The 26,247-nt window shown below is 39.1% G+C and carries 23 protein-coding genes; 20 read left to right on the top strand and 3 right to left on the bottom strand.

The features are described from left to right. The first annotated feature begins 3 nt into the window (after positions 1–3). The 5 genes from walK (at position 4) to BBH88_RS18255 (ending at position 6,467) form a co-directional block, all read left to right on the top strand. Positions 4–1,830 carry a cell wall metabolism sensor histidine kinase WalK gene (gene walK / locus BBH88_RS18275; RefSeq protein ID WP_006830572.1) on the top strand — a complete coding sequence of 609 codons (1,827 nt, stop codon included), beginning with the start codon at positions 4–6 and terminating at the stop codon, positions 1,828–1,830. After that, positions 1,821–3,155, top strand: a complete 1,335-nt coding sequence (locus BBH88_RS18270; RefSeq protein ID WP_238323375.1) for a YycH family regulatory protein — start codon at positions 1,821–1,823, stop codon at positions 3,153–3,155. The genes walK and BBH88_RS18270 overlap by 10 nt, the downstream gene beginning before the upstream one ends. Then, on the top strand, positions 3,142–3,954 hold the full coding sequence (locus BBH88_RS18265; protein WP_006830574.1) for a two-component system regulatory protein YycI: 813 nt from the start codon (positions 3,142–3,144) through the stop codon (positions 3,952–3,954). Before BBH88_RS18270 ends, BBH88_RS18265 begins: the two co-directional genes overlap by 14 nt. A gap of 12 nt (positions 3,955–3,966) precedes the next feature. Continuing rightward, positions 3,967–4,755, top strand: coding sequence for an MBL fold metallo-hydrolase (locus tag BBH88_RS18260; protein WP_006830575.1), 789 nt, complete (start codon positions 3,967–3,969; stop codon positions 4,753–4,755). Positions 4,756–5,264: 509 nt separating this feature from the next. Continuing rightward, on the top strand, positions 5,265–6,467 hold the full coding sequence (locus BBH88_RS18255) for a S1C family serine protease (protein ID WP_006830576.1): 1,203 nt from the start codon (positions 5,265–5,267) through the stop codon (positions 6,465–6,467). Positions 6,468–6,666: 199 nt separating this feature from the next. On the opposite strand, the gene BBH88_RS18250 is transcribed toward BBH88_RS18255, so the two are convergent. Further along, entirely contained in the window at positions 6,667–7,416 is a 750-nt protein-coding gene (locus BBH88_RS18250) for an SDR family NAD(P)-dependent oxidoreductase (RefSeq protein ID WP_040852594.1), read from the bottom strand. Between the two features lie 482 nt (positions 7,417–7,898). On the opposite strand from BBH88_RS18250, the gene BBH88_RS18245 reads away from it, so the two are divergent. The 11 genes from BBH88_RS18245 (at position 7,899) to BBH88_RS18195 (ending at position 19,410) form a co-directional block, all read left to right on the top strand. Continuing rightward, positions 7,899–8,063 carry a CxxH/CxxC protein gene (locus BBH88_RS18245; RefSeq protein WP_006830578.1) on the top strand — a complete coding sequence of 55 codons (165 nt, stop codon included), beginning with the start codon at positions 7,899–7,901 and terminating at the stop codon, positions 8,061–8,063. An 89-nt stretch (positions 8,064–8,152) separates the two neighbouring features. Beyond that, positions 8,153–8,632: a 23S rRNA (pseudouridine(1915)-N(3))-methyltransferase RlmH gene (rlmH, locus tag BBH88_RS18240; RefSeq protein ID WP_065536338.1), complete on the top strand. Its 480-nt coding sequence runs from the start codon at positions 8,153–8,155 to the stop codon at positions 8,630–8,632. A 287-nt stretch (positions 8,633–8,919) separates the two neighbouring features. After that, positions 8,920–11,046 carry a type I restriction-modification system subunit M gene (locus BBH88_RS18235; protein ID WP_065536339.1) on the top strand — a complete coding sequence of 709 codons (2,127 nt, stop codon included), beginning with the start codon at positions 8,920–8,922 and terminating at the stop codon, positions 11,044–11,046. Positions 11,047–11,052: 6 nt separating this feature from the next. Next, positions 11,053–12,375 (top strand): restriction endonuclease subunit S, encoded by a 1,323-nt coding sequence (locus BBH88_RS18230; RefSeq protein WP_065536340.1) that lies wholly within the window; start codon positions 11,053–11,055, stop codon positions 12,373–12,375. Further along, entirely contained in the window at positions 12,375–15,347 is a 2,973-nt protein-coding gene (locus BBH88_RS18225) for a type I restriction endonuclease subunit R (RefSeq protein WP_065536341.1), read from the top strand. The genes BBH88_RS18230 and BBH88_RS18225 overlap by 1 nt, the downstream gene beginning before the upstream one ends. Before the next feature lie 260 nt (positions 15,348–15,607). Next, positions 15,608–16,396 carry a hypothetical protein gene (locus BBH88_RS18220; RefSeq protein ID WP_065536342.1) on the top strand — a complete coding sequence of 263 codons (789 nt, stop codon included), beginning with the start codon at positions 15,608–15,610 and terminating at the stop codon, positions 16,394–16,396. Beyond that, on the top strand, positions 16,393–16,950 hold the full coding sequence (locus tag BBH88_RS18215; RefSeq protein WP_065536343.1) for a hypothetical protein: 558 nt from the start codon (positions 16,393–16,395) through the stop codon (positions 16,948–16,950). The genes BBH88_RS18220 and BBH88_RS18215 overlap by 4 nt, the downstream gene beginning before the upstream one ends. Positions 16,951–17,093: 143 nt before the next feature. Then, entirely contained in the window at positions 17,094–17,597 is a 504-nt protein-coding gene (locus tag BBH88_RS18210; protein WP_407946489.1) for a JAB domain-containing protein, read from the top strand. Next, the gene (locus BBH88_RS18205; RefSeq protein WP_065536345.1) at positions 17,597–17,920 is read left to right on the top strand and encodes a hypothetical protein; all 324 of its coding nucleotides are present in this window, start codon (positions 17,597–17,599) and stop codon (positions 17,918–17,920) included. The genes BBH88_RS18210 and BBH88_RS18205 overlap by 1 nt, the downstream gene beginning before the upstream one ends. Before the next feature lie 253 nt (positions 17,921–18,173). After that, on the top strand, positions 18,174–19,043 hold the full coding sequence (locus tag BBH88_RS18200; protein ID WP_238323373.1) for a tyrosine-type recombinase/integrase: 870 nt from the start codon (positions 18,174–18,176) through the stop codon (positions 19,041–19,043). 61 nt (positions 19,044–19,104) lie between these two features. Continuing rightward, positions 19,105–19,410, top strand: coding sequence for a DUF960 family protein (locus BBH88_RS18195; protein ID WP_065536347.1), 306 nt, complete (start codon positions 19,105–19,107; stop codon positions 19,408–19,410). Between the two features lie 141 nt (positions 19,411–19,551). Here BBH88_RS18195 and istB read toward each other — a convergent pair whose 3' ends face one another. Together istB and istA are read right to left on the bottom strand one after the other, a co-directional pair. Continuing rightward, complete coding sequence (gene istB, locus BBH88_RS18190) at positions 19,552–20,304, bottom strand: IS21-like element ISSau9 family helper ATPase IstB (protein WP_083387728.1); 753 nt, start codon at positions 20,302–20,304, stop codon at positions 19,552–19,554. After that, positions 20,297–21,844, bottom strand: a complete 1,548-nt coding sequence (gene istA / locus BBH88_RS18185) for an IS21 family transposase (protein ID WP_456291191.1) — start codon at positions 21,842–21,844, stop codon at positions 20,297–20,299. The genes istB and istA overlap by 8 nt, the downstream gene beginning before the upstream one ends. Before the next feature lie 202 nt (positions 21,845–22,046). On the opposite strand from istA, the gene BBH88_RS18180 reads away from it, so the two are divergent. From BBH88_RS18180 to BBH88_RS18165, 4 genes are all read left to right on the top strand, one after another. Continuing rightward, positions 22,047–22,964, top strand: a complete 918-nt coding sequence (locus BBH88_RS18180; RefSeq protein ID WP_065536349.1) for a hypothetical protein — start codon at positions 22,047–22,049, stop codon at positions 22,962–22,964. A 218-nt stretch (positions 22,965–23,182) separates the two neighbouring features. After that, positions 23,183–23,860 (top strand): hypothetical protein, encoded by a 678-nt coding sequence (locus tag BBH88_RS18175; protein WP_065536350.1) that lies wholly within the window; start codon positions 23,183–23,185, stop codon positions 23,858–23,860. Between the two features lie 25 nt (positions 23,861–23,885). Beyond that, positions 23,886–24,494, top strand: a complete 609-nt coding sequence (locus BBH88_RS18170; protein WP_065536351.1) for a hypothetical protein — start codon at positions 23,886–23,888, stop codon at positions 24,492–24,494. A gap of 55 nt (positions 24,495–24,549) precedes the next feature. Next, entirely contained in the window at positions 24,550–26,247 is a 1,698-nt protein-coding gene (locus BBH88_RS18165; RefSeq protein WP_065537334.1) for a DNA primase family protein, read from the top strand.

Here is a 26,247-nt window from a genome sequence, read left to right as displayed (position 1 = left end):
TGAATGTCAAAAGTTAATTTTTTAAAATCGATACATGTGAAATTTGTCTTAATCTACATTCTGTTAATCTTGCTGGCCATGCAGATTATCGGACTTTATTTTGCCCAGCAGCTAGAAGAAACACTTAAAGGAAACTTTGAAAGCTCCATTGAAGACCGGATGGAAATCATCGAATTTAGTGTGCGGGAAGAAATGATCAAAGAGCGTACAGATGAGGACTTGACGCTCGAGCAGACCTTGCGGACGGTGCTGTATGGTTTTAAATCGGATGATCTCAATGAGATACGCGTTGTCAATACACGCTACAGCATCTTAGCATCTTCCGTAATTGAAAACCAGTCGTTGGTCGGTCAGCGCTCGACAAATGATCTAGTTCGGCGTTCTATCATCGGAGAAACCGAACTTGAACAGACTTATGTAGATGAAGAAAGCGAAGAGCGGATTTGGGTGCGTACACAGCCGATCCTTGCAGCAGGAGGAGAGGTTCTCGGGACCTTGTATGTTGTGGCAGAAATTGAAAATGTCTACGACCAAATGGATGATATCAATGCCATTCTCGCTGGAGGTACCGCTATATCCCTAGTGATCACCGCGATTTTGGGGATTTTGGTCGCTCAAACGATTTCACGACCGATTGCGGATATGCGGAGGCAGGCGCAGGCAATGGCAAAAGGGAACTTCTCGCGCAAAGTGCGGGTGTACAGCGATGATGAAATCGGACAGCTTGCTCGTGCTTTTAACCATCTGACGAATAGGCTGCAGGAATCCCAGCAGTCCACTGAAAGTGAGCGTCGTAAACTGGCTTCGGTCCTTTCCAATATGACGGACGGTGTTCTGTCGACTGACAGACGCGGACGAATCATTTTGATTAATGATCCAGCGCTGCAATTGTTGAATGTTTCACGTGAAACGGTAATCAATCGCCCAGTGACGAGTATATTGGGGCTGGAGGAAGAATACACGTTTGAAGATTTGATTGATATGAAAGAAGCAGTGACACTTGATTTCAGTTCCTATGAACAAAGCACATTATTGCGGACGACGTTTTCGGTCATTCAAAAAGAGACTGGATTTGTCAACGGATTGATCGCAGTGCTTCATGACAACACGGAGCAAGAAAAGATCGATATGGAACGCCGCGAATTTGTAGCCAACGTTTCGCATGAACTGCGGACGCCGTTGACGACGATGCGCAGTTATTTGGAAGCATTGGCTGATGGGGCATGGCAGGATCCGAATCTGGCACCGAACTTCCTGAATGTCACGCAAACAGAAACGGAGCGGATGATCCGGCTTGTTAATGATTTGCTGAAACTGTCGAAAATGGATTCGAGTGACACTGAATTGAGCAAGGAAATGGTTGAATTTAATGTCTTTTTCAACCGCATCATCGACCGTTTTGAAATGTCGAAATCACGTAAAGTTCATTTTGAACGACATTTGCCGAAAGAACAGTATTTTGTGGAAATTGATCCTGATAAATTGACGCAGGTAATTGACAACATTATCTCTAATGCCTTGAAATATTCCCCGGAAGGCGATAAAGTCCGCTTTGGGATGACTGTGGAAGAAGGATTCTTATTGATCCAAATCAGTGATGAAGGAATGGGGATCCCGAAAGAAAATGTTGACCGTATTTTTGACCGCTTTTACCGCGTCGACCGTGCGCGTTCCCGTGAGATGGGAGGAACTGGTTTAGGTTTGGCCATTTCCAAAGAAATGATCAACGCTCATGGCGGCGTCATTTGGGCGGAAAGCAAATACGGAAAAGGCACAACCATCTTCTTCACACTGCCTTTCGAGATGGATGATGGAGGTGAGTGGGATTGAAATATGTAGAGCATATTAAATCGGGTGCCCTATTTTTGCTGATTCTGCTCAGTCTGGCATTGACTTTCACCATCTGGACCTTCACTCCTAGTCACGAAACCATCGAGCCATCGACTACCGTCGATGAGCCGATCGCAGACAGCAAGAATACGGAAGAGATTGTTCGTCCGGTAAAATTGTTGTTTCATAACGAAGAGGAAGTCACTGGAACTATCGATCAAAGCAATGTCCAGTTGCTACTCGATGCGATTCAGCAATGGCAGATTCAGGATATAAGGCTGATACAGGAAGAAACGACTCCTGATACGATGGAATCCTATATGCATAGCTCGAACCGGGCGGTCATCTATTACCCGGGGCTTGTTCCTTTCCCGGTATTTGACACAATGACGAACATCATCGATACGACGATTCCTGAATCGTCATTTGATCGGATTGTTGTCGAGTGGGACGCACCCGCCAACGATCAGCCGGCTCTTTACTTCATGAATACAGTGTCGGGTAGAATTTATAAAGCCGCTATTCCAGCAGAAAATCTAAAACAATTCCAGACGGATATCTTGACGGAGGCTGCGGAGTATGACTCTTATATTACCGATGAAACAATCGGTGCCTTACCGATTTACGTGCAGGAAGGCGAAGTTGAAAAAGTAAGTGTCAATTATATATTGGAAGAGACATCAACAGCAAAATTTGCAGAAGCTTTATTGGACAGCCCGGAACTCACATTATCGGCAGATTTAATGACGCAGGAATATACAGATGATTCTGGGGCGTTGATGAGAGAAAATCCCAGCACCGTAAGCATTAGCTATGTCCAGCCAAAAGCTGAAACTTCAGATCCTGCAATTCCTTCAGATTTGTTATTCGATTCTATTGGCCTTATCAATGGACACGGCGGCTGGACGGATAATTATCTCTATGCCGGTATGAATTCAGTGAGCCAGCATATCAAGTATCAGCTGTATGTTGGTGATTTGCCGGTCTTCAGTTCGACAACTGCGGCTGCTCTGGACCTCACTTGGGGAACAGATGCAGGTGAAGAACAGGCTTATAACTACAACCGTCCAATTTATCAACTGGATTCTGAGGCAGAGAGCAGTGTGGCAGTTCTTGCCTCGGGGGAAGAAGTCTTGAAAGCCATCGCACAAATCAATAATCAGGATTTATCTGTTGTAACGGATATTAAACCGGCATACAAACTGACACAAAGCGAAGAACGCTTTTTTCTCATCTTTGAGCCGGCTTGGTATTTTGAAGCGAATGGTGTTTGGACAGAGCTGACAAGTGAATTGACAGGAGGGCGTGAACTTGGATTGGAATAAAACCAAGACCATTTTTATCATTGTCTTTTCTATTTTGAACGTCTTTTTATATTCCTTGTATTTGGACCGTTATACAGAAGCCGAGAATTTAGAAGAACTTTCGGAATCATCGGTGGACGAAAAATTGGAAGCTGACTCTATCACCTACTCGGATCTTCCTGAAGATGTTGAAGGACTGCCTTATATTCGGGGTGAAACGAAAATTCTCACCGTTAAAGATGCACCAAAGGAAAATGTTAAGGTCAATATTCAAGATGGCAAAAGACTGCAAGTTGCTTATGAAGATGCCGTTGCTCCAATAGGAAAAGCCGAAAGTGCTGAAGCTTTAAATACTTTCATGGAAGAAGTTGTCCACGAGGGCACTTCTTATGAATTATGGGAAATTGATGAAGAACAGAACAAAGCTGTTTTTTTTCAGACCTTTGATGGGGAGACGCTTTACTTCAGCGAGAATGGAAAAGTGACGGTGTATTGGAATAATGATGGGGATATTGTCCGCTATGAACAAACGATGTTCACGGACGTTATCGAAAATCAAGAGCCAAAAGAGTTGGTGACTGCCATTAGAGCAATTCATACGCTTTACCAGAAAAACTTACTGGAACGCGACTTGACCATCAAAAAAACAGAATTGGGCTATTCCGTACTTGTACAGGTATCGGAAAATCGGCAAATGTTTGTTCCAACTTGGCATATTCAAGTGGAACTTTCAGATGGCAGCCGCCAGGATTATTTCGTTAATGCTGTAAAAGATGGTGTTATCGAATTGAACAAAGAAGAAGAAGAAGCAGTAGAGTAAGGAGATTTTACTATGCAATTCAGTGTATTAGCCAGCGGCTCAAGCGGCAATGCCACGTATATCGAAGACGGGGAACATTCTTTCCTGGTTGACGCGGGACTCAGCGGCCGCAAGATGGAAGAGCTGTTTGCGGCAATCGGCAAAAAAATGAGCAATTTGGATGGTATCCTCGTCACACATGAACATAGCGATCACATTAAAGGGCTTGGCATCTTGGCACGCAAGCACAAAGTGCCGATTTATGCCAACGCCAAAACGTGGACGGCAATGGACGGCCTAGTTGGAGCGATCCCTCTAGAGCAGCGATTCCATTTTGATATGGACACTGTAAAGACTTTCGGTTCAATCGATATCGAATCGTTTGCCGTCTCACACGATGCAGCAGATCCGATGTTCTATGTATTCCATGCGGGTGGCCGAAAACTGTCTCTAATCACCGATACCGGCTACGTCAGCGACCGAATGAAAGGCATTATTCAGGCTTCAGATTCCTATGTGTTTGAAAGCAACCACGATGTCGGGATGCTTCAGATGGGCCGTTATCCATGGTCTGTCAAACGTCGGATTTTAAGCGATGTCGGCCACGTATCAAACGAGGATGCAGCGGTTGCAATGAGCGAAGTGCTTGCTGAAAAACCGACGCGCATTTACTTGTCGCATTTGAGCAAAGACAATAATATGAAGGACCTTGCGCGTATGAGTGTCGAGCAAACCTTGCAGTCAAAAGGGATTATTACGGGAGAATACGTGAATCTTTTTGATACCGATGCCAATGTGCCGACTAAGTTAATTGTTGTGTAGAAGAGAAGCTATTCAGAAGTCAGGTTGATGACTTTTGGATGGTTTTTTTTAGTTTGAAAGCGAAGAAGTTATTTAGTGGAAAGCTTTCCGTTCCAGCGCTCGCTTTCCGCGGGCACGGCCTCTGCCGCTTCCCTCGCGTTGCTCAGTCCAGTGGATCCGGCTCGCGCTGTTCCCGCAGGAGTCGAGCGCTTGCACTTCAAGCAGTTGATAAGGTGAACTACAGAGAAAATAGGCATATTAAATAAACCTAATAAATTTTCCCTTAGAGGGTCATTTACTCTATATTCTAGAAGTCTCTAGACGTCTCTAGACGTTTCACAGTATCTTGTGAAATGTTCGTAGTAGAAGCACACATGCTTTAAATTGGCCTGCATCTATATAAAGTTTCTACAACTTGATTTGAATGCTTGAAATTTCTAAGCTAAATAGTAAGAGTGATTACTACTGGCATGGTCTTAAGAATTGTAAAAGCGGGGTAAACAAGTAGAAGAAAAGAGAGGGTGAATGCAATGGGTTATTACAATCAAACACCGAATGGCAGACAAAAGCCAAGTCGATTAGGGACATTTGCCGCAGGGCTTTCGGGAGTGGCAGCGGGTGCTTTATTGGTATGGTTATTGTTTTATTCGATGCCGGGGCTGATCCCGGACAATGGCAATGAGACGCAAATCGTTCAGCAGGATACCGAGGGGCGCTCCGAATCGGTTTCAGTCGATATCACGACGGATGTGACAGAGGCGGTCGAGATTGCGGCAGATGCAGTCGTAGGAGTCACCAATCTGCAGGCAGCCGGGGATTTTTGGTCCCAATCGCCTGAACAGGAACAGGCAGTTGGAACGGGTTCTGGGGTTATTTATAAAAATGAAAACGGGACGGCGTATGTGGTTACCAATCACCATGTTATTGACGGTGCCAGTGGCATTGAAGTGACTTTATCGGATGGTTCTAAAGTTGAAGCGACGGTGGTTGGCAGCGATATTTGGACCGATCTTGCCGTTCTCGAAATGGATGGAGCCAAGGTGCAGGCTGTTGCTCAATTTGGGGATTCAGACGCTTTAAAACAAGGAGAGACGGTTATCGCCATCGGCAATCCGCTAGGGCTCGATTTTTCAGGATCAGTGACGACAGGTGTGGTTTCAGGGACGGATCGTGCCGTTCCTGTGGATTTGAACGGTGATGGCCAGCAGGATTGGCAGGCGGAAGTGTTGCAGACAGACGCCGCGATCAATCCGGGGAACAGTGGCGGTGCATTGGTGAATCTGGCGGGTCAACTGATTGGCATCAACTCCATGAAAATTGCAACTTCATCAGTTGAAGGCATTGGTTTTTCGATTCCGATCAATTCCGCAATGCCTGTCATTAACTCGCTTGAAGAAAACGGAGAAATGATTCGCCCAGCAATGGGCATAACTTTGCTGGATCTGATTCAGGTACCGCAAGTAGATCGACAAGAGACATTAAACCTTCCAGAAGACGTGACAGAAGGCGTTGTTGTCAATTCAGTGGTAGAAGGATCAGCTGCAGCGTTGGCCGGTATGGAGCAGTTTGACGTTATTATAGAGATGGATGGAGTAGCAATCACAGATATTATTGAGTTGCGTCAGCATTTGTATAATGAAAAGAAAATTGGTGATTTGTTGAAAGTTAGCGCTTATCGCAACGGAGAACTGATGGAGTTTGAATTAGAGCTTGTTGATAATTCAGCTTTGTAAAATAGAGAGCCTGCATAGAAGTTCCTATGCAGACTCAGAGTGTAGACTGCAGACAAACTCGATTTATTCGAGTTATCTGCAGTTTTTTTATTGGAATACATCGCTCCGGTCGCTTTACTTCCCCCCGTGGACGCGCCTTCGCTAGTATAAGGTTCTTTTTAAAGATAGCAAAATCCCTTCTTTTGTCCCCTAAATCCACTTATTTTAATGAGTAGCCGCCATCTACGACTATTTCTGTACCGTTTATATAGGATGCTTTGTCTGAAGCTAAGAATAGAACGACTTCTGCAATCTCACTTGGCTTCCCGTAACTTCCTCTAGGGTGTCCCTTTGATTGTTTTTCATAATTCTCTATTCCACCATATGCATTAATGGCTAGGTCGGTTTCTGTAGGGCCAGGGGATATGCAATTTACTCGGATTCCTAGGTTAGCAAAGCGAAGTGCCGTGCTTTGAGTCATCGCGACAACTGCTGCTTTTGTCCCGCTATAAGCTGGTAGCATAGGATTAACCTTGTCGTTTCCAAGGATAGCTGCATTATTAATAATGACTCCATTTCGCTGCTTACTCATCACGAGTAAAGAATATTTCATGTAGGCGAAGACAGCCGTTTGATTGACCGCGATTAAATGATTCCAGTCATCTAGCTTTACTCGAGACAAAGGCCCCATTCCTATAGATAAAATACCAGCATTGTTGAATAGAATATCAACATGATGCCCGTTATTTTCAAGTGTTTTAAAAAAGCTTTCGATTTCTTCCACGTTTTCGTTATGGACTTGGTAAAAATGAGCCCTTTCGTTGCATTCACTCTCTACTTGAGAGCCTTTGTTACGATCTCTTCCAGTAAAATGGACGGTAGCCCCTTCTTTACAAAAGAAACGAACCACTTCCTTACCAATTCCATCTGTTCCACCATTAACAATCACTACTTTGTTTTCGAACATCATGAGATCTCCTCCGAATATCATAGTAAAGTTATAAGTATGTAAAATCAGTATATAACATTCGTATAACCAAAGGAAATCTAAGTACTCTCTACTTAAGAGGACATGAACCTCGTCTTAATAGGAAGGATTCAATCCCCGAATGGCTTTTTTAATTGTCTAGCTAATTTTTACAATCGGTGTTTAATGAAATCATTCCAGGTGGTCGCTTTCCGGGGAGTTGCTCTCTTTTGTTCTTTCATTGTCTTGAACTAATACTATTCAAATATCAAAATCTTAGAATTTCAGGAGAGGAAGAACGGTTAAGGAAAGCTGGAATGATATGTGGATAACTTTTGGAGTATTAAATTATTATTAACAATCCACAGGCTAATAAAAGCTTCGCTATCCGTAACTCTTTGCTTCTGTTAAAATAGATTGTGGATAAAAGGAATGAAATGTGTATAACTGTGTGGAATATTCGGAATTCAAAAGGAGCGAAAAAAATGGAAATCAAATGCTGTAAAACCCATGTAGAACATGCCTTAGACAAGTTTGTAGCTGAGGTGAAAAGCTATCCTATACTTACAGAATTATCAGAAATAGAAAAGTTATCCACAAGTTGTGATTACTGCGAAGAGGCTGCAACCTATCTTGTGGCGAACGAATGATCTGGCACAAGATGTAGGAATGTCTGTGGATATGTGTATAACTATTGTGTATAACTTGTTTGTAAATTTAATGTGAAGGGGGATAAGTTGTGAATATCTCAATTATCAGTGTAGGAAAGTTGAAAGAGAAATATTTAAAATCAGGCATTGAAGAGTATATAAAAAGACTTGGAAGTTATTCAAAAATCAATGAAATTGAAGTGGCCGATGAAAAAGCACCAGAACAATTGAGTGATGCGGACATGGAAATCGTCAAAAAGAAAGAAGCCGACCGAATTTTGGCGAAAATTTCCCCGGACGCTTACGTTATTGCCTTAGCGATTGATGGAAAGATGAAAACCTCGGAGCAGCTAGCCAAAGACATCGAATCCTTGATGACTTACGGCCGCAGCAAAATTGTCTTTGTTATTGGTGGATCTCTTGGGTTACATGACGAAGTGTTAAAGCGTGCGGATGAAAAGTTGTCATTTTCGAAGATGACGTTTCCTCATCAATTGATGAAGTTGATTTTGGTTGAGCAGGTTTACCGGGCGTTTCGGATTATGAAGGGAGAACCGTACCATAAGTAAATGAGGTTTTTAATTCTAGAAAAGTTAATTTATAGATGAAATGAGAACAATGTGATTTTTTTTGACATTGTAAAGACTAATTCAGAATGCTTAGTAAAGGATAAATAGCACCTATTCTTTAGGGATGTGCAGTAAAAGCATCACTTAAAGAATGGGTGCTATTTTAAAGATGAAATTTAAACAGAAATAATAGTAAAAGTCACCTATTTTATTATGGGTGCGACATCATATGATACTATAAACTAAGTATCTCTATAACCCTGTTTTGATAAATTGGAGGAAAAAGTATGAATAATCAAACTTATAACCAAATAGTAAATTTAATATGGAGTATTGCAGACGATTGCCTTCGTGATGTATATGTACGAGGAAAGTATAGAGATGTTATTTTACCGATGACAGTAATTCGAAGACTTGATTCAGTACTTGAGCCTACAAAAGAGGCAGTGCTACAAATGAAAAATGCTTTAGATAAAGCAGAAGTAGTGAATCAAACAGCAGCACTCTGTAATGTAGCAGGACAATCCTTCTGTAATTCTTCACCTTTTACTCTGAAAGATCTTAAGTCAAGAGCTAAGCAACAACAGCTTAAGTCTGACTTTATTGCGTATTTAGATGGTTTTTCGCCTAATGTGCAAGAAATACTTGAGAAGTTTAAGTTTAGAAATCAAATAGATACTATGATTGAAGCTGATATTTTAGGTGCTGTTATTGAGAAGTTTATAAGTCCTAAAATTAATTTGAGTCCTAAACCGGTCTTGGACGATAGCGGTAATATACTAATCCCAGGCCTTGATAACCACTCAATGGGGGTAATCTTCGAGGAGTTAATTCGTAAATTTAATGAAGAAAATAATGAAGAAGCTGGAGAGCATTTCACACCTCGTGATGTAGTTGAACTCATGGCTGATATTACATTCTTGCCAGTAGCAGATAAAATTAAGGACGCTCCCTATCTTGTGTATGATGGTGCATGTGGAACAGGCGGGATGCTAACCATTGCAGACGAAAGGTTGCATCAATTGGCTGGAGAGCATAATAAAAATATTACTACGTATTTGTACGGACAAGAAATTAACCCTGAAACATATGCAATCACTAAAGCTGATCTGCTTATTAAAGGAGAGGCTATACAGGATGACAACGTAGCATATGGTTCTACACTTTCTAATGATGGTTTTCCAACCTATAATTTTGATTTCATGCTTTCAAATCCTCCATACGGTAAGAGTTGGAAGACAGATATGGAACGACTAGGGGGGAAATCAGACATTTCTGATACTCGTTTTATTGTTTCTCATAATGGAGATCCAGAGTTTAAGCTGATTCCACGTTCGAGTGATGGACAGATGTTATTTTTAGCAAACAAATTAAGCAAAATGAAGCATGACACAGAACTTGGTAGTCGAATTGTGGAAGTTCATAATGGTTCATCATTATTTACTGGTGATGCAGGTCAAGGTGAGAATAATCTAAGAAGATATATTATAGAAAATGATTGGCTAGAGGCGATTATTGCATTGCCTGAGAATATGTTTTACAACACTGGAATTGCTACATATATCTGGGTTGTTACTAATAGAAAAGCAGCACATAGAAGAGGGGCGGTTCAGTTAATAGATGCAACAGAACTTAAAAGTCCTCTTCGAAAAAACTTGGGTAATAAAAACTGCGAATTCACTCTTCAAATTAGAAAACAAATTTCAGATATTTTACTCAACTTTGAACAAAATGAGCAGTCTAAAATTTTCGATAATAAAGAGTTTGGTTACCATAAGGTTACAGTTGAAAGACCATTACGTTTAAGTGTTAATCTAACAAAAGAAAAATTAGAAAAATTTTCTGAAATATGTGAGCAACAGAAAGAAGCAGCTTTTATTCCTGTTGTTAATGCTTTAGCTGAAAGGTTACAATATATTACAATTAATGACTTTAATTTTGTCGTAAAAGAGTTAGGAAAGATAGCTACAGAATTAAATGTAAAACTGTCTGCAAAGAGATTAAATCTAGTAAAAAATAGTCTTGCACAAATTGATAAAAATGCAAAAAGAGTAATCAAAAAAATATATAAGGTTGGAAAAATAGAAGAAAATCCACTTTACGGTTTATTCAAAACTGACATCGATGATAAACAATGTATTGTAGAGTATGAGCTTAATAGTGATTTAAGAGATACAGAGCAAATACCTTTACTTCTGGAGGGCGGAATCGAAAAATTCTTCAAAGACGAAGTATTATCTTTTGCATCAGATGCATGGATTGATGAAAGTAAAACTCAAATTGGGTATGAAATCAGTTTTACAAAATATTTTTATAAGCCCGTTCAGCTGCGTGAACTTAGCGAAATAGCCGCAGATATAAAAGCCTTAGAAGTAGAAACTGAAGGTTTGCTTAATGAAATTATAGGGGGGTAAAAAAAGATGATTACTGATCTTAAACCCTATGGGGAATATAAAGAGACTGAATATGATTGGTTAGGAGAAGTACCTAAACATTGGGAAAGAATAACAGTAAGATCAATTACTGAGCTTTCTAATGTAAGAAATGGAACTAGAGATGATTTAGAATTATTGTCGGTTTATCGTGAATATGGAGTAATAAAAAAATCATCTAGAGACGATAATCATAATGTTGAAAGCCAAGATTTATCAAATTATAAATTTGTAGATGATGGTTACTTAGTTCTGAATAAAATGAAAATGTGGCAGGGTTCACTAGGTGTATCAAAATATCAAGGAATAGTAAGCCCGGCGTATATTGTTTGTAAACTTATAGGCAATTTAAATTCTAAATACGTTCATTATTTACTGAGATCATCTAGCTTCAAGACAGTATATAATAGAATTTCTTATGGTGTTCGTGTGGGACAATGGGATATGCGATATGATGATTTTAAAAATATCATACTTTATTTGCCATCTATAGAAGAACAGAATCAAATTGTTAAGTATTTGGATTCACGACTTGCGAAAATAAATAGGTTGATTTCAGCAAGAAAGCGTCAAATTGCTTTATTAAAAGAGCAAGTTAATACTTTGACGAATCAAGCGATTACAGTCGATGGAATTAATAAACAAAGATTAACCAATGTTTCAATACAATCTCGAGATTGGATAAAGCGGCAAGACGACCAAGAATATGTATCTATTGGCTTATTAAATAGAGGTAGAGGCATCTTTCATAAGTCTTCAATTTTGGGTTCTGATTTGGGAGATTCGGAGTTTTATATCGTAGAAAATAATGCTTTAATTTTTAGTGGGCAGTTTGCATGGGAGGGCGCTGTTGCCCTCACAGAAGAAAAAGATAAAGATTGTATCTCTTCCCATCGTTATTATATGATACGAGGAATAGAAGGCATTGCGAAAAATGAGTATCTTTGGGCTTTTTTCCGTACAAAGTATGGGGAACTATTACTAAATTCGAACTCAAGGGGAGCAGCCGGCAGGAATCGACCTTTGAATATGAATTCACTATTAAAAGAGTATATTCCACTTCCATCTATGGCATACCAAGAAAAAATATCAAGAGAAGTGAAAGTTTTATTGCATTTTATTAAAGAAGTAAACCGTCTTGAGGGTTTATTTAAAGAATATAGCAATCGACTTGTTTCTGATGTTGTAACTGGTAAATTTGATGTTCGTGATTTAAAAATAAATGAACTTGAAGAAATTGAAAATATTTACTTCGAAGAAGAGGTAGATATTAGTGAAGAAGTTCTTGATACCGAGGAGTGTGAGGTTTAATGCCAACAAACACCAAAGAGTCGGGGCTAGAAACACTCATTGTAGAATATCTTGTAAATCAGAATAGTTATGAGCACGGGACAAATAATGACTACAATAAAGATTATGCAATTGATGAAACTCGCTTTTTTATTTTTTTGAAGGACACCCAACCAGAAAAGCTAGATGCTTTGGGTGTTTTTAAGAGTGATAATAACAAAGCAAAGTTGTTAAATCGGCTGCAAGGAGAGATTACAAAAAAAGGTGTCATTGATGTGTTGAGAAATGGTCTGAAAATTTACCCTGTAACCTTAGATTTGTTTTATCTCACACCATCTCAGGAAAATGCCAAGGCAAAAGAGCTTTATAATAAGAACATATTCAGTGTTACAAGACAACTTATGTATTCTAGGGATAATTCAAGACTTGCTCTTGATTTTGCTATTTTTATTAATGGTTTACCTATAATTACTTGTGAACTGAAAAATAGACTGACAAAACAAAATGTTGAAGATGCAGTTTATCAATACAAAACTGATCGTGACTCACGTGAAATTTTATTTAACTTCGGTAGATGCATGGTGCACTTTGCAGTTGATGAGAACGAGATTAAAATGTGCACCAAGCTTGATGGTAAAAAATCTTGGTTTTTGCCATTTAATAAAGGATATAACGATGGCGCAGGAAATCCGCCGAATCCAGATGGAGTCAAAACGGATTATCTGTGGAAGAAGATATTGGTAAAAGACGAGCTTGCCAATATTCTAGAAAACTATGCACAAATAGTCGAAGAGAAAGATCACGAAACAAAAAAAATTAAGAGAACACAGATATTTCCACGTTATCATCAGCTTTCAGGGGTAGAATCTATTTTAGCTGATGTTAGCAAAAAAGGCTCTGGTCAAAAATATCTTATACAACACAGTGCAGGTAGTGGAAAGTCGAATTCTATTGCGTGGCTGGCTCATCAACTAGTTTCACTTACTAATGATGGTAATAATATTTTTGATTCAGTCATTGTGGTCACGGATAGAATTAACCTTGACAAGCAAATCAAAAATATAATTAAAAGCTTTATGCAAGTGTCGAACACAGTTGGTCATGCAGAAAGCTCTGGAGACTTAAAAAAACTTCTTCAAGAGGGCAAAAAAATAATCATAACAATTGTGCATAAATTCCCGTATATACTTGAGGATATTGGAAACCAACATAGAAAAAATAACTTTGCCATTCTCATTGATGAAGCTCACTCAAGCCAAAGTGGCAATATGTCCGCAAAGATGAATATGGCTTTGTCTGGGCAATATGAGGACAGTGAAGACGAGACTACCGAGGATAAGATAGTAAAAATTTTAGAGGGCAGAAAAATGCTTACAAATGCGAGTTATTTTGCATTTACTGCTACACCTAAAAATAAAACCTTAGAAATGTTCGGTGTTCCTTATCCTGCAGAAGGAACAATAAAACACAGGCCGTTTCATGTTTATACGATGAAACAGGCAATCCAAGAAGGGTTCATTATTGATGTCCTCAAAGATTACACACCAATTAAGAGCTACTATAAGATAGCAAAGATAGTAGAAGACGACCCTATGTTTGATAAGAAAAAGGCCCAAAAAAAACTTAGAAAATATGTTGAATCGAATGAAAAGGCAATTGAGTTGAAATCAGAAATTATGGTTGATCATTTCCATGACCACGTAATAGCAAAAGGGAAGATTGGTGGCAATGCCCGTGCGATGGTGGTTACTAGCAGCATTGAAAGAGCCATACAGTATTACTATTCAATATCAGCTTATTTAGAAAAAAGAAAGAGTCAGTTTAAAGCTATCGTAGCTTTTTCAGGTGAACATGAATTCGGAGGTAAAAAATTAACCGAGAGTTCCATCAATGGTTTTCCCAGTAATGATATTGAGAAGAAATTTAAGAAGGAACCGTATAGACTTTTAATTGTTGCTAATAAATTTCAAACGGGGTATGATGAGCCACTTCTACATACGATGTATGTCGACAAAGTATTAACAGATATTAAGGCGGTTCAAACCTTATCTAGATTAAATAGAGCTCATTCACAAAAATACGATACCTTTGTTTTGGATTTTGCCAATGAAACAGACATTATAAAAGAAGCCTTTTCAAAGTATTATCAAACTACCATACTATCTGATGAAACTGATCCGGATAAACTTAATGATTTAGAAAGTGATATTAGAAGATATCATGTATTTACTGACTACCATATAGATACAATAGTGGAACTTTATCTTAATGGAGCGGATAGGGATAAGCTTGATCCAATATTGGATGTTTGTGCTGTAAACTATGAAGCCAATTTTGACGAGAATGAACAAGTGGATTTTAAGAGTAAATCGAAAGCTTTTACACGAATGTATGGGTTTTTAGCTTCAATACTACCTTATGGAAATGCGGAGTGGGAAAAGCTGTCTATATTCCTAAATCTACTGATACCAAAACTCCCTGCACCGAAGGAAGAGGATTTATCAAAAGGCATTCTTGAGGCCATCGACTTAGATAGTTATAGAGTTGAAGCTCAGACAAAAATGTCTATCGTATTAGAAGATTCACCGGATTATGAAATAGATCCTGTTCCAACAAACGCTGGAGGGGGCAAAGCTGAAGCAGAACTTGATTTGCTAAGTAACATTCTCTCAAGTTTCCATGATCTTTTCGGAAATGTTCCCTGGAAGGATGAAGATCAAGTTAAAAGGCATATTGCGTCCATTCCGGAAGTTGTAGCAAGAGATAAGGATTATCAAAATGCTATGAAAAATTCTGATAAACAAAATGCTAAAATTGAAAGCCAAAAAGCACTAAACAGGGCGGTTATAGACTTAATGACAGATAATATGGAAATCTTTAAGCAATATAACGATAATGACTCGTTTAAAAATTGGCTCTCAAATATGGTGTTCAATGTAACTTATAACACAGAAGGTGAAGTTTATACCGGAAATCCTGACATTAATGGCTAAACGATGTTTGAATAAAATTTTTAAAATAAGTGTGGAAATCTTTTAAAAGAAAACCTCAAAGATTATCTCTTTGAGGTTTTTCTGTTATCTCCTTCTATAGTATCCGCAATTGAACGAAGAGCTGAAGCAACATTAGAACGTCCTTCGGTTTTCCAAAATTTTATCAGTGTATTTTGATGCTATGCATTTCAACCATCTCCTTTATATACCTAGTTGGATCAAGCTATTGAAAGTTACAAAATATAAAGGGGGAGAACGGCATGTTACAGTCCATTATTCATGGGAAGCTCCCTTCAACTGTGTGGAACAGTGAGGACGTGGTCACGAGCTCCATAATTGGGGGATTCCAGTACCTTTCTGATCCCCTATATATGATCCAAGCGCTATGCAAAAGTGTAGATTTGGACGGAAATTTGCTCACTTTCCATAAGCCAATTAAAAGGGTTCAATACAAATTCTGGCCTTCACTCAAGCAATGCGAGCCGGATGTCGTATTGGTTTTAATCGATGAAGACGCGGGATTCCATATCGTTGGTGTCGAGGCAAAATACACATCGCCTAAATCCAGTGAAGAAGATGAAACCGTAGATTTTGAAGATAGAAAAACCTGGCAACGAGATCAGCTTTCTCGAGAACTTGAAGATCTGAACGACTCGGATACATCGAAGAAGCTCTCAATAGATGAGACGGATATCGTATCTAGGCAGTTGATCTACTTAACAAACGATACGATAATGCCCGAGGAAGACATGCTATTAGGAGTTAAACATTCTAAAGCTAGGAATAACAATGTTTACTGGCTTACCTGGGCAAGTTTTTACGAGGTTGCATGTATGGAACCTAAAACCGAACAAGACGAAATCATCCTATCTCAAATTCAAGAAGTATGTGACCGGAAAAACCTCACCCGATTTCATGGATGGGGAATATTACCAGAAATTTTGCCTTTTGAAGGTTTTTATTCTTCAAATGCAGAACTGATGTGGCCCAAGGAAGAACTTGCTGCCACTAGTTGGGAATATAACGATAAGGAGTCGAGCAAACGATGAGCGATACCGTATTTCAGTCATTCCAAAATGTTAGAAAAGTAGTAGACAATTCAATCAAACTTTTGAAAGATGCGGATGCTTTGCTTGCAGAAAAAAACTATACTCCAATTCTGGGCAATGGACTTGCTACTGAATCCAGCAAAAGTATTCTGCAATCAGCAGATAGCTTTTCAACACTCGTTCCCCAGTACATAGCTCGTCCATATGCACTAAAGAGTCAACTGGCAAACGGAACAGTTGATCATCTATATGTAATCAACATTCAGTTCACTCATCCTTCACATCAAAATCTTCAACCAACTATAGCAACGGGTCTTTTCAGCCTAGAAACTCCTACTGAAAATATTCGGAGTAGATTCAAGCCTTGGTTTACGAAATATGCTATTTTTGAGAGAGACATAAAATTTAATACCAGTAGCGAGGAGCAGTATGCATGTGAACCTTTTAGCGACTGTACCGATACTCTTCAATTTCACATTGCTCCATTAACCTCAATTAAAACAAACAGTGATACATCTAAAATGCTTGAAAAAATGTACCAGTTGACTCTATAAAGTCTTCTTCATTAATAGTTGTATAGAGATGCTTTAGAGAACTGTATCGATAAGAAAATGATATATATATTATAAAGATGAATAATATAAAAGGGCTTAACCTCCAATGGAGGTTAAGCCCTTTTCAATTTAAGGAGGAGTCTATGATGAGCTTAAGTAAAGAAAAGAAACTATCAACAAGCCAAAAAGAAAGTAGTAAAGATCAGGCCGCTAAGAGATTTAATATCGTATCTGTAAAACTAGTAAAAGAATCAAGCCTATTGTACAAAGAAAGATCGGTAAAATCTCCAAAAGACGGTTACAACTTACTCAAGCATTTTCTAGAAGATAAGGATCGAGAGTATTTTATTGTAGCTGCCTTAGATATTAAAAACCAACCAGTATCCATTCATGTGTGTCATGTAGGAAGTCTGAACGCTTGTATCGTACATCCGAGAGAAGTTATGAAGTCAGCTATTCTATCAAATGCAGCTTCAATTATAGTGGGACATAATCATCCATCTGGGAATCCAACACCGTCAGATGAAGATCATAAAGTCACGAAAAGACTGAAAGAAGCTGGGGAAATCATTGGGATTGAGTTATTAGATCACATCATTGTAGGGACAGATTCGTATTTGTCCTTCAACGAGAAGGGATACCTGTAATGAAACTCTCTGACACGAGAGAGATGGAGTGGTTCGTCACGACGCTGAAGGAACAATTTGCCTTGAGTGTACAGTCCAGCGATATTGGCTATGAAGCCATGGAACTGGGCATCGATGAAGTTGCACCCTCGTTTGTTCCAACAGAACTCTTTGAGGAAACTCCGGCATCTTTGATCTACGAAACCATGATTGTCGAAGATCCACAGGAAAACTTGTGGGTAGGGGCAGTGTCGTATTATCCGCATTCTTCGGATTGGTGCCTGCAAGTAATCACAAAAAATGATGAAGTGGTCCTACGGAAGGTATTGTCTCTCATTGAGTAAATCTCGCGACAAAACTTCTGCAACAACTCCGGAATCTCACGACAATACTATTTGACTGAACTGCTATCAGACAGGATTGATAGAAACAAAGGAAACCTCAGGTTTTAGTCATACGAAAACTCACGACAGTATTATAGGACTGACGTGAGTTGAAGTGTTTGGTCTACTTAGAAAGAAGTAGGCTTTTTATTTTGGATTCACTCTATGTTCCACATGAAACAAATATCAGTGAAGAATGGGGGATGAAAGAGCAGTGGACACCAAAGCATTTGCAGAGTGGCTATTTGCGGAAGGTAAAGCAGACAAAACTATCCAGTCGTATACAACAGATGTAAATGGATTTCAAGCATTCTTGACACAACAAATTGGAAAGGACAAGTACTTTAACCGTTCAATCTTTCTTGTCTACATCGATAGACTTGTTCGAAGTGGCTACGCTGTGGCCACTATTAACAAGAAGGTTAACAGTCTAAAGGTATTCAATGATTTCCTATTACTCAAAGGTCTAGTAACGGAAAGATATATTCATATGAAGAAAGATCGGATTGGAACCGCTGTTGGAAGTGAAGATGTTGTTACTGTTTTATTGGATGAAGAAGTAGAAAGGTTGCTTTTCTATGTGAATACGAATGAAAGAGTATCGATCCGAAATAAACTAATCGTGTACCTATTACTTTACACAGGCGTGCGTGTGACCGAACTCGTCGAATTAAGACTTTCAAGTATTGATTTTCTAACAAGTCATATCGTAGTGGTCGGGAAAGGTGGAAAACGAAGAGAGATAGGGCTTCGTTCAGATGTGCTGCAATTAGTGAGACTGTATATCAAGAAAGAACGTTCTAAGTCTGTTTTCAACCATAGTGACTATTTACTGGTGAGTCAACGAGGGGGAAAGTTACATCGGGATGCTGTTCGTCATTGGTTGGCGAAGATCTCGGAGGAGCTGAAATTAAAGTTACACCCGCATTTGTTCAGACATACATTCTGCACCAGGTTGATTCAAAAAGGCGTAGACCTTACGACGGTTAGCCGACTTGCAGGACATGGATCAGTCAATATGACTGCAAAGTATTATATTCAAACATCAAGAGAAGAAAAGATGGATGCGGTGAATCGCCTATGATTCCTTGCATCCATTAATTTTGTCTAACCAATAGAAGACCAAGCAGAAAGGAAGGTTCACCATGTTTGATTATAATGCTGAACGTTACATGACTCGTGCAATTGCCGAAGAAGTACCCCTAGAAATTGCTCTTCATCTGTGGAGTTTGATCAATGAACAAAGAGTAAAAGGAGTTGAACTGGATTACATACAGGTATTTGAGCTTTCAGCAAATAATAAGAAGCAGGCAATCATTCATCGACAAGAAGTACCGAAAAGAGAAAGTTTTTGGATAATACCGCTTGAAGATGTGGACCCGATAGACAGAACTATTTGGTGCATTGACAATGGTGAAAACCAAATGATGTTGTTCCCTGAAGATTACTAACAAAGAGAAGGAAGTCGGATGCTTTGAATCGATTATGATTTAGGCATCCGTTTGTTTCTTGTGTTAGTGCAAAGGACTAATGATCTCCTCTGTATTTCGCAAATGAAAATTGAGCCACAACGCAATTTAATTTTGAGCCACTTATGAATGGTTGTTTTCGAGCCATTTTTTCGTTTCTCTCATTCGATAAGAAGGACCTACCATATTCACCACATGTGATTTGTGCGTCAGCCGATCCGTCAATGCTGCAGTCAAAATGGGGTCATGAAACACTTCCTCCCATTTCGCAAACGATAGATTACTTGTGATAATGGTCGAGGATCGCCCTGCACGCAAAGATAAATGCGTAAAGAGTAATTCAGCGCCTTCTTTATCGAAGGAAATGTAGCCCAATTCGTCAATGATGACAAGGTCGTACTTCTCAAAGCGCAATTCGAAAGAGCGCAAGGTCCGTTCGGACCTACTTTCTTTCAATTGATTGATCAAGGAAGAGACACTCGCAAAATATACCTTGTAACCAGCCAAACAGGCTTCTACTCCTAAGCCGATAGCCAAGTGGCTCTTGCCGGTGCCAGGGGAACCGGTCAGAATCACATTCTGCCCAGCTTTAATGAAATCAAGCGTCTGTAAGTTGGGCAGTTTTTGTTGCGCATCTGTGGGCAGCGCTTGGATCTCAATCTCCTCAAGCAGTTTCTTCTCCGGAAAGTTGGCACGGCGGATCCGTGTTGATTTCGATCGGATCCAACGGTCTTTCTTTTCTTTTGTTAATACTGTATATAACAGCTCGATTGCAGCTGTCGTTTCTTCAAATCCTTCATCTTCTTCAACCAACTCACGGATCCCCGGGAGTCGTAATTCTTTGCACATATCAATGACTTGTTGCTTTTTATCCATGTTCAAGCACTCCTTCATCGACTTGTTTGAACATCGCTGAAAAGGCTTGGATGTTTTGAAGCGCCTGTTCGACTGTCTCATCTTTTTGTAGAGGTACCGTAGGTACTAAATCTGTTTGTTCGCTCAGAAAAATTAGCTTTTCGGTCGTAATTTCACCGAGACCTTTTATCTCAATCTGTCGTGCAGCGGTCATCACGTTATCCAACTGATTTTTCTCTCGTACATAGAGGAGTAGCTCTAGAAAATCTCTCTCTTTTCCGATATAATGGTTTTCGAAGAGTTTTTTAATTTGATTTGGTGCTTGGCTCAAACATTCACTTTGAGCTAAAGCGCCTTTTTTCTTTGTGAAGGTTTTTATGTAGTGATAGAGATTCATTTCCCATTGATGGACACCCCAATTTCTCCGATGTTCTGCAACGAGTTCGCCTTTAATAAAGAGCCGGACTGCATCTGCGCTGACCTTGGCACGGATCCATGCGCCTACATTGCCCTCGGGTACGGAGTACCGATTTTGTTTAATCATGACGGTGCTGTATTTATCTACCCGACATTCCAAGACTTCCGAAACATCGAATGGCAGAGGGAGCGACTCTTGAGTAGCTGTTGCTTTTTCTTGCTCTTTCAATTCCACATGAGCGATCTTCTTTTCGTGGTGGATTCGTTTATTGAGCGATTGAATCGTTTGGCTTAGACGTTTCCGGGCGTCTTCCAGGGAAGCGAACGCAATATCATATGAAAATGCTTTTCTGCGGACAACCTCGACACTCCGTTCTACGTGTCCTTTCTGGTTTCCTTTTCTTGGCTCGCAGAGCCGTATCCGGAATCCGTAATAATTGGAGAGGTTGATCATTCCATCCGTGATCTTCCGGTCTGTTCCGACAAACGATTTCACCACGGTTCGCATATTGTCGTAAGTGAAAACAGATGGGACGAAACCTAAGTGGTCAATCAGCTTGGTATGGGCATCCTGCACACAGATCATCGTCTCGGATTCATAAAGCAGCGCAAATCGGTAATTGCTGTAAGCCAAGGTGAAAACCGCTAAGGAATAGGATTTCTGTTTCCCATCAATTACTAGTTTTACTTCTCCCCAATCAAATTCTACTTCCCAAGCTGCTGAATAGCGTTGCCGAATAAAAACCTCTTTCGCTCGCATCTCCTCGATATTGACGAAATTCCGAACCGTCGTATAGCCGATGTCATATCCTTCTTCTTGCAGTTTTTCATACATATCAATCTTTTTCATTTGTTGCTTGCTCATGTTGTTTTTGCGTTTCCATTCATTGTCTTGAATGAATCCTCTGAGCCTGTCTATAATCTCCTCTGTCATTTTGCGTTTTACCCCATCCCTTTTCTTGTAGGAGGGAGCCGATAAGATATCCTCTGTAACCGGCAGGTTACGGACATCGGTTGCCTTGCTCTTCTCAAAAGCTTCGATGTATTTTGAAACGGTGTTTCTGGAGACCTTCACTTCAGTGGATATTTGTCTTTGGCTGACATCTTGAAGATGCAGCTGAATCACCTGTTGCTTCTTGTTCAATGTAATCACTCCTGTTTCCCCCTAACAATCATGCTAGGGTTTATTTTCCTACAGAAGTGGCTCAGTTTTCAATTGCTTTGGTGGCTCAGTTTTAAGTTACCATATACACTCCTCCATATTCTACTTCCTTCCTATATAATGAAATTAGTAAATGCGGTAAGAAAAATACTAATTTATTTTTTTTGCCAAGGGGGTAAGTGAAATGGAAAAAACGTATTCAACACACACACTTTTTAATTGCTACTTAAAAGATATAAAAGAGACCGGTAATGTAATCGATTTGTCCAACGCTCATTTAAAACAGAGCTTGGGGTTACTTTCAACTGTTCTCAATATTTTTAAGACTAATGGTAATCAGACGAGTGAGGCAAAAACATATCTTCAGAATTTTGAAAGGATTGAAAGATATAAAGGGAAACTCCCAAAGACTATGGATGATTACTGGAGTATAGAAGAAATGACTATATTAATAATCATGTTGAGTTCTAACCGTCGTAAGAGATATAACTCTATGATCAAAACAATAGAAAAGTATAACGATAAATACATAATTCCATCGGAAAAAGTACTTAAGCATAATCGAGATTGGTTGTTGGAGGCTTATAAATGCTTAGGATCACTAAAGCATACAGATTGGACCAAAGAAATTAATAAGGAGATACTAGATCAAACCTTTGAAGGGAAAATGAATGTTAAGGATTCTCATAAAAATGTTATGGAAGTAAAAGCCGCAATTATAAAGTCTCGGGTACTGGATGCAGAGATGGAGTCCGAAATTGGTCAGATATTAGCCCATTGTGCATTTCCTGAACTATTAAAAGAAAGTCGAGAGACTCTTGTCGATCAAATAGTAAATGAGCTGAGTAAATTCTTGTTAGCGTTGGAAAAGGTTGAAGGAGACTTGCCACAAAATATTGCGATGAACGAGTCAATAAAAAAAATGAGGCAATTGACAGAGGAAATTGAGTATAGCTATGACGTCAGCAAATACTATACCGATGCTTATTGGGAGAAACCAGTGACTGATGATCAAGGTAAAGAAACTCTATTGAAAATTGAAAAACTTTTAAAAAAAACGTACCTCGGGGAAATAGATATACTTTCAAAAAACACACTTTAACAGTCAACGGTTGAATCGGATTATATCCATCCTGATTCAACCGTATTTTATTTGGTCCAATTAATTCATAGTTAGCATCAGATCAGAGAAACAAAACAAGGAAGGAGGAATCGATAAGGGAAAACAATTAGCTAATATCTAGAACTGCATGAGTGTAGAAAAGCATCAAATGGAAGTAGTAAATCAGTCACCATAGATTATGAAAAGAGGACGAGAAAATGAATAATTCAATTAAATACCAAAAGGAAATAGAAACATGGGTGTCGAGCTTGCAAAAAGGTGAAACGTTTGAAGAATCATATAAAACAAATTCAGTTACAGCGAAGTTATTAATAACAACTTCATACAATCATGTTTTGGATATCGCATATTTTGAAAAGTATCTGCTGCCAGGAGAATCAACAGAGTTAGTAAACTATTTGTCCGCATTAGCAATCTTAAACACAAATAAGGGAGAACCAGACCCTTACTACAGTGAGTATGATATTGGCCGATTTGTAGCTTCAGTCTATGTGAAGGATAAGGAATGCTTCTCTGAAAAGGAAAATCTCTTGCAGAAGTTATTAAAACAACTTGAATCCTCATCAGTCAGACCAAATTGTGTTTTTATACATGACGGACACTTCGAGATTGCATGGTACCCAAAGGGCAGTCTGGTGGTTATGGATTATTATCAATATGCAGCTTTAGTGTTAGAATTCGCAATATTTTTAAATGAATCTCCAATAGACGGACTATTACTTAAGAATACCTGCGGTGAAACTCCTAATAACGAAATAAATTTTGTGAATAATGGAATTATGGATTGTTTCCCGGAATTTAATTCATATTACTTTGGTTCGAGTAAGGGTGAGGCAATTGAAGTTATAAGTTATAGAAGGCAATTTTTTTCATAAATACTAAAAATGAGGAGGAATTAAAGTGGCGATAAAAAAGAGAGTGATACGTGACAACAATGAGCAATATCACCATAGACGGAGTGCTCTAAATACACATAAAGAAGTGGAAGTAGTAGGAGAAAAAGTGGCTAATGTAGAACAAGAGGAATGGGGTAATAACGTAGTTCCAGATGTCATAAATACAATGAAAAAAGAAGACGCGAAGCCGTTATCAAAAGTTGAAAATGCAGATCGCTATCCACTTATTACATTTTCCAAGAATGGTGCAAAAGTGTTGAGACAAGCTAAGTTTCCGACAGAAGAGTACGAGTTTTATATTGATCAGACAAGAATGCGATTGAATCTGGAAGGAAAATATGGCAATTATGATCAATTATTAATCACGTTTTCTCTTCGTTCCCTGGATTCGAAATCCCAAGGTCAACTGACTTTACTCTATACTGTCTCATCTTCGTCAAGTTCCGAATATATAAAGTTTCTTTCTTCGTTCGAAGAAATATTTATCGGGCAGAGCATTACAGTAGAGCATTTAGTGGGGCTCGTGGGGAGGTGTTCTATCAGCCACTTTGAGGCTGAATCGGGTGATGTTTATGATCGATTAAAAGTTTTGGAGGTAAATCAACCAATATAATAAGTACCCTTTGATGGAAAAGAGTCCTTCCATCAAAAGAAAGGAACCAATAAAAATGAGAATGAATAGAGTCGCATTCAAAATAGAAGACGTGGATCAGTACATTACTGATTATCCTGTACAAAAGGCACGACCACTAGACGCAAGTATAATTACAAAGGGTTTACTTGAATCGGTAAATGTAAAAGATAGTCTCTCATTGTTAGTTGCTGCACTTAACACTGTAATGCAGGAAGAGGGGTTAGCCTACTTTACTGCTCTGATGTACCGAGTTAAAAAAACATCTAGGGCTGAGGCTATGGAAACCTACAAGACTGCTGAGCGAACAGTAGAGACAGTTATACCTGAAGCCTTGCTGAGGGAACTAGAACTGATTCTATCAGTGAGCAAGGCGGAAGAGCGTGGATACTCTTATAACGAAAAGAAAAAGTCTTTTACTTTTAATGCTAATGCCTTTGCAAAGCATTTCATAAAAAGGTGCCATTTACGCTCAACGAATGATGGACGCTTATTTATATATAACTTAAAAGGTGTTTTTGAAGAGTTGTCTGAAGTAAAGTTAGGAAAAATTATCATGATGATCATGCATGAAGGACGTAGTAATAGTTGGAAAAGTGCGCACGAGGTGGAAGTTGTAAAAGCATTGCAGCGTGAAGCTACCAATGAAGATGAAATGAATGTGAACCGTGAATTTATTAACTTGAAGAATGGGATGTTCAGCCTAGATACTTATAAGCTCTACCCCCATTCTCCAACATATATATCCACTATCCAAATACCGATTGATTATGATCCTCTTGCCGGTGCACCTAACTTCAATACCTTTATGGAGGATATTACGTTGCATGATGCTGAATTAATAGGTGTACATCAAGAATTAGTGGGTTATTGGCTATCGGTTGAAACCAAGGCAGAAAAAGCTGTTTATTATCATGGTGGAGGAGCAAATGGAAAAAGTGTCTTGGCTTCTGTTGTGACGGAGTTAATAGGAAAAGAGAATGTTAGTAGCGTACCTCTCTCTGATTTCAGTCAACCATTCGGCTTGGAAAGCATGATTGGAAAATCCATCAATATTGCTGCGGAAAATGAGTTAGGAGGCAAAGCGATGAAGACAGAGAACTTTAAGGCCATTGTCAGTGGCGATACGATAACTGTCAACTTGAAATATCGTCCGGCTATTAGCTACACACCATACTGTAGACTTCTTTTTCTTGTCAATAGCCTCCCAGACTCCATGGATGTAACAAATGGCTACTTTCGAAAACTAATGATTGTACCTTTTAATCGCACTTTTTCCGCCGCTGAACGAAATGTTAATTTAAAGGAAGAATTGTTAAAGGAACTCCCAGGTATCCTTAACTGGGCCTTGGAGGGATTGAAACGATTACGTTTAAATAACTTTCAGTTTGGTCAAAGTGAAGCTATAAATGAATGCCAAAATGCTTATAATGCTGATCAGAATCCAGTGAAGGAGTTCTATTTAGAGCATATTAGAATGATAGGGGGCGAACGGACAAAGCAAGCCGATTTTCATTTGAAATATCTGCGCTGGCTGGATATGCAAGGCATAGACGACAAGGGAACAAAATCGCTTCAGCTGTTTTGGAAACATTTCAAAATTGTATTAGAAAATGAAAGGATTCCTATTATCAAAAAAAAGGTAAAGGGAGCTATCTATTATGATGGCTTAAAGGTAGAAGATTTAGAAGATGTTACACATCCTAAAATATCAGGTAGTGCTATTCAATATTAG

It is taken from the genome of Planococcus antarcticus DSM 14505, from assembly GCF_001687565.2.
GTDB lineage: Bacteria > Bacillota > Bacilli > Bacillales_A > Planococcaceae > Planococcus > Planococcus antarcticus.
The sequence above is the reverse complement of the archived record's forward strand: the minus strand, read 5'-3'. Positions and strand labels throughout refer to the sequence as shown.

Bases quoted from the DNA above. Each gene is read 5' to 3' on its own strand.
- BBH88_RS18255 (WP_006830576.1), top strand. From the start codon at position 5,265: ATGGGTTATTACAATCAAACACCGAATGGCAGACAAAAGCCAAGTCGA.
- BBH88_RS18225 (WP_065536341.1), top strand. From the start codon at position 12,375: ATGCCAACAAACACCAAAGAGTCGGGGCTAGAAACACTCATTGTAGAA.
- BBH88_RS18180 (WP_065536349.1), top strand. From the start codon at position 22,047: ATGGAAAAAACGTATTCAACACACACACTTTTTAATTGCTACTTAAAA.
- BBH88_RS18250 (WP_040852594.1), bottom strand. From the start codon at position 7,416: ATGATGTTCGAAAACAAAGTAGTGATTGTTAATGGTGGAACAGATGGA.
- BBH88_RS18210 (WP_407946489.1), top strand. From the start codon at position 17,094: ATGATGAGCTTAAGTAAAGAAAAGAAACTATCAACAAGCCAAAAAGAA.
- BBH88_RS18165 (WP_065537334.1), top strand. From the start codon at position 24,550: ATGAGAATGAATAGAGTCGCATTCAAAATAGAAGACGTGGATCAGTAC.
- BBH88_RS18175 (WP_065536350.1), top strand. From the start codon at position 23,183: ATGAATAATTCAATTAAATACCAAAAGGAAATAGAAACATGGGTGTCG.
- BBH88_RS18220 (WP_065536342.1), top strand. From the start codon at position 15,608: ATGTTACAGTCCATTATTCATGGGAAGCTCCCTTCAACTGTGTGGAAC.
- BBH88_RS18230 (WP_065536340.1), top strand. From the start codon at position 11,053: ATGATTACTGATCTTAAACCCTATGGGGAATATAAAGAGACTGAATAT.
- walK (WP_006830572.1), top strand. From the start codon at position 4: ATGTCAAAAGTTAATTTTTTAAAATCGATACATGTGAAATTTGTCTTA.
- istB (WP_083387728.1), bottom strand. From the start codon at position 20,304: ATGGATAAAAAGCAACAAGTCATTGATATGTGCAAAGAATTACGACTC.
- BBH88_RS18215 (WP_065536343.1), top strand. From the start codon at position 16,393: ATGAGCGATACCGTATTTCAGTCATTCCAAAATGTTAGAAAAGTAGTA.
- BBH88_RS18195 (WP_065536347.1), top strand. From the start codon at position 19,105: ATGTTTGATTATAATGCTGAACGTTACATGACTCGTGCAATTGCCGAA.
- BBH88_RS18260 (WP_006830575.1), top strand. From the start codon at position 3,967: ATGCAATTCAGTGTATTAGCCAGCGGCTCAAGCGGCAATGCCACGTAT.
- BBH88_RS18245 (WP_006830578.1), top strand. From the start codon at position 7,899: ATGGAAATCAAATGCTGTAAAACCCATGTAGAACATGCCTTAGACAAG.
- BBH88_RS18205 (WP_065536345.1), top strand. From the start codon at position 17,597: ATGAAACTCTCTGACACGAGAGAGATGGAGTGGTTCGTCACGACGCTG.
- BBH88_RS18235 (WP_065536339.1), top strand. From the start codon at position 8,920: ATGAATAATCAAACTTATAACCAAATAGTAAATTTAATATGGAGTATT.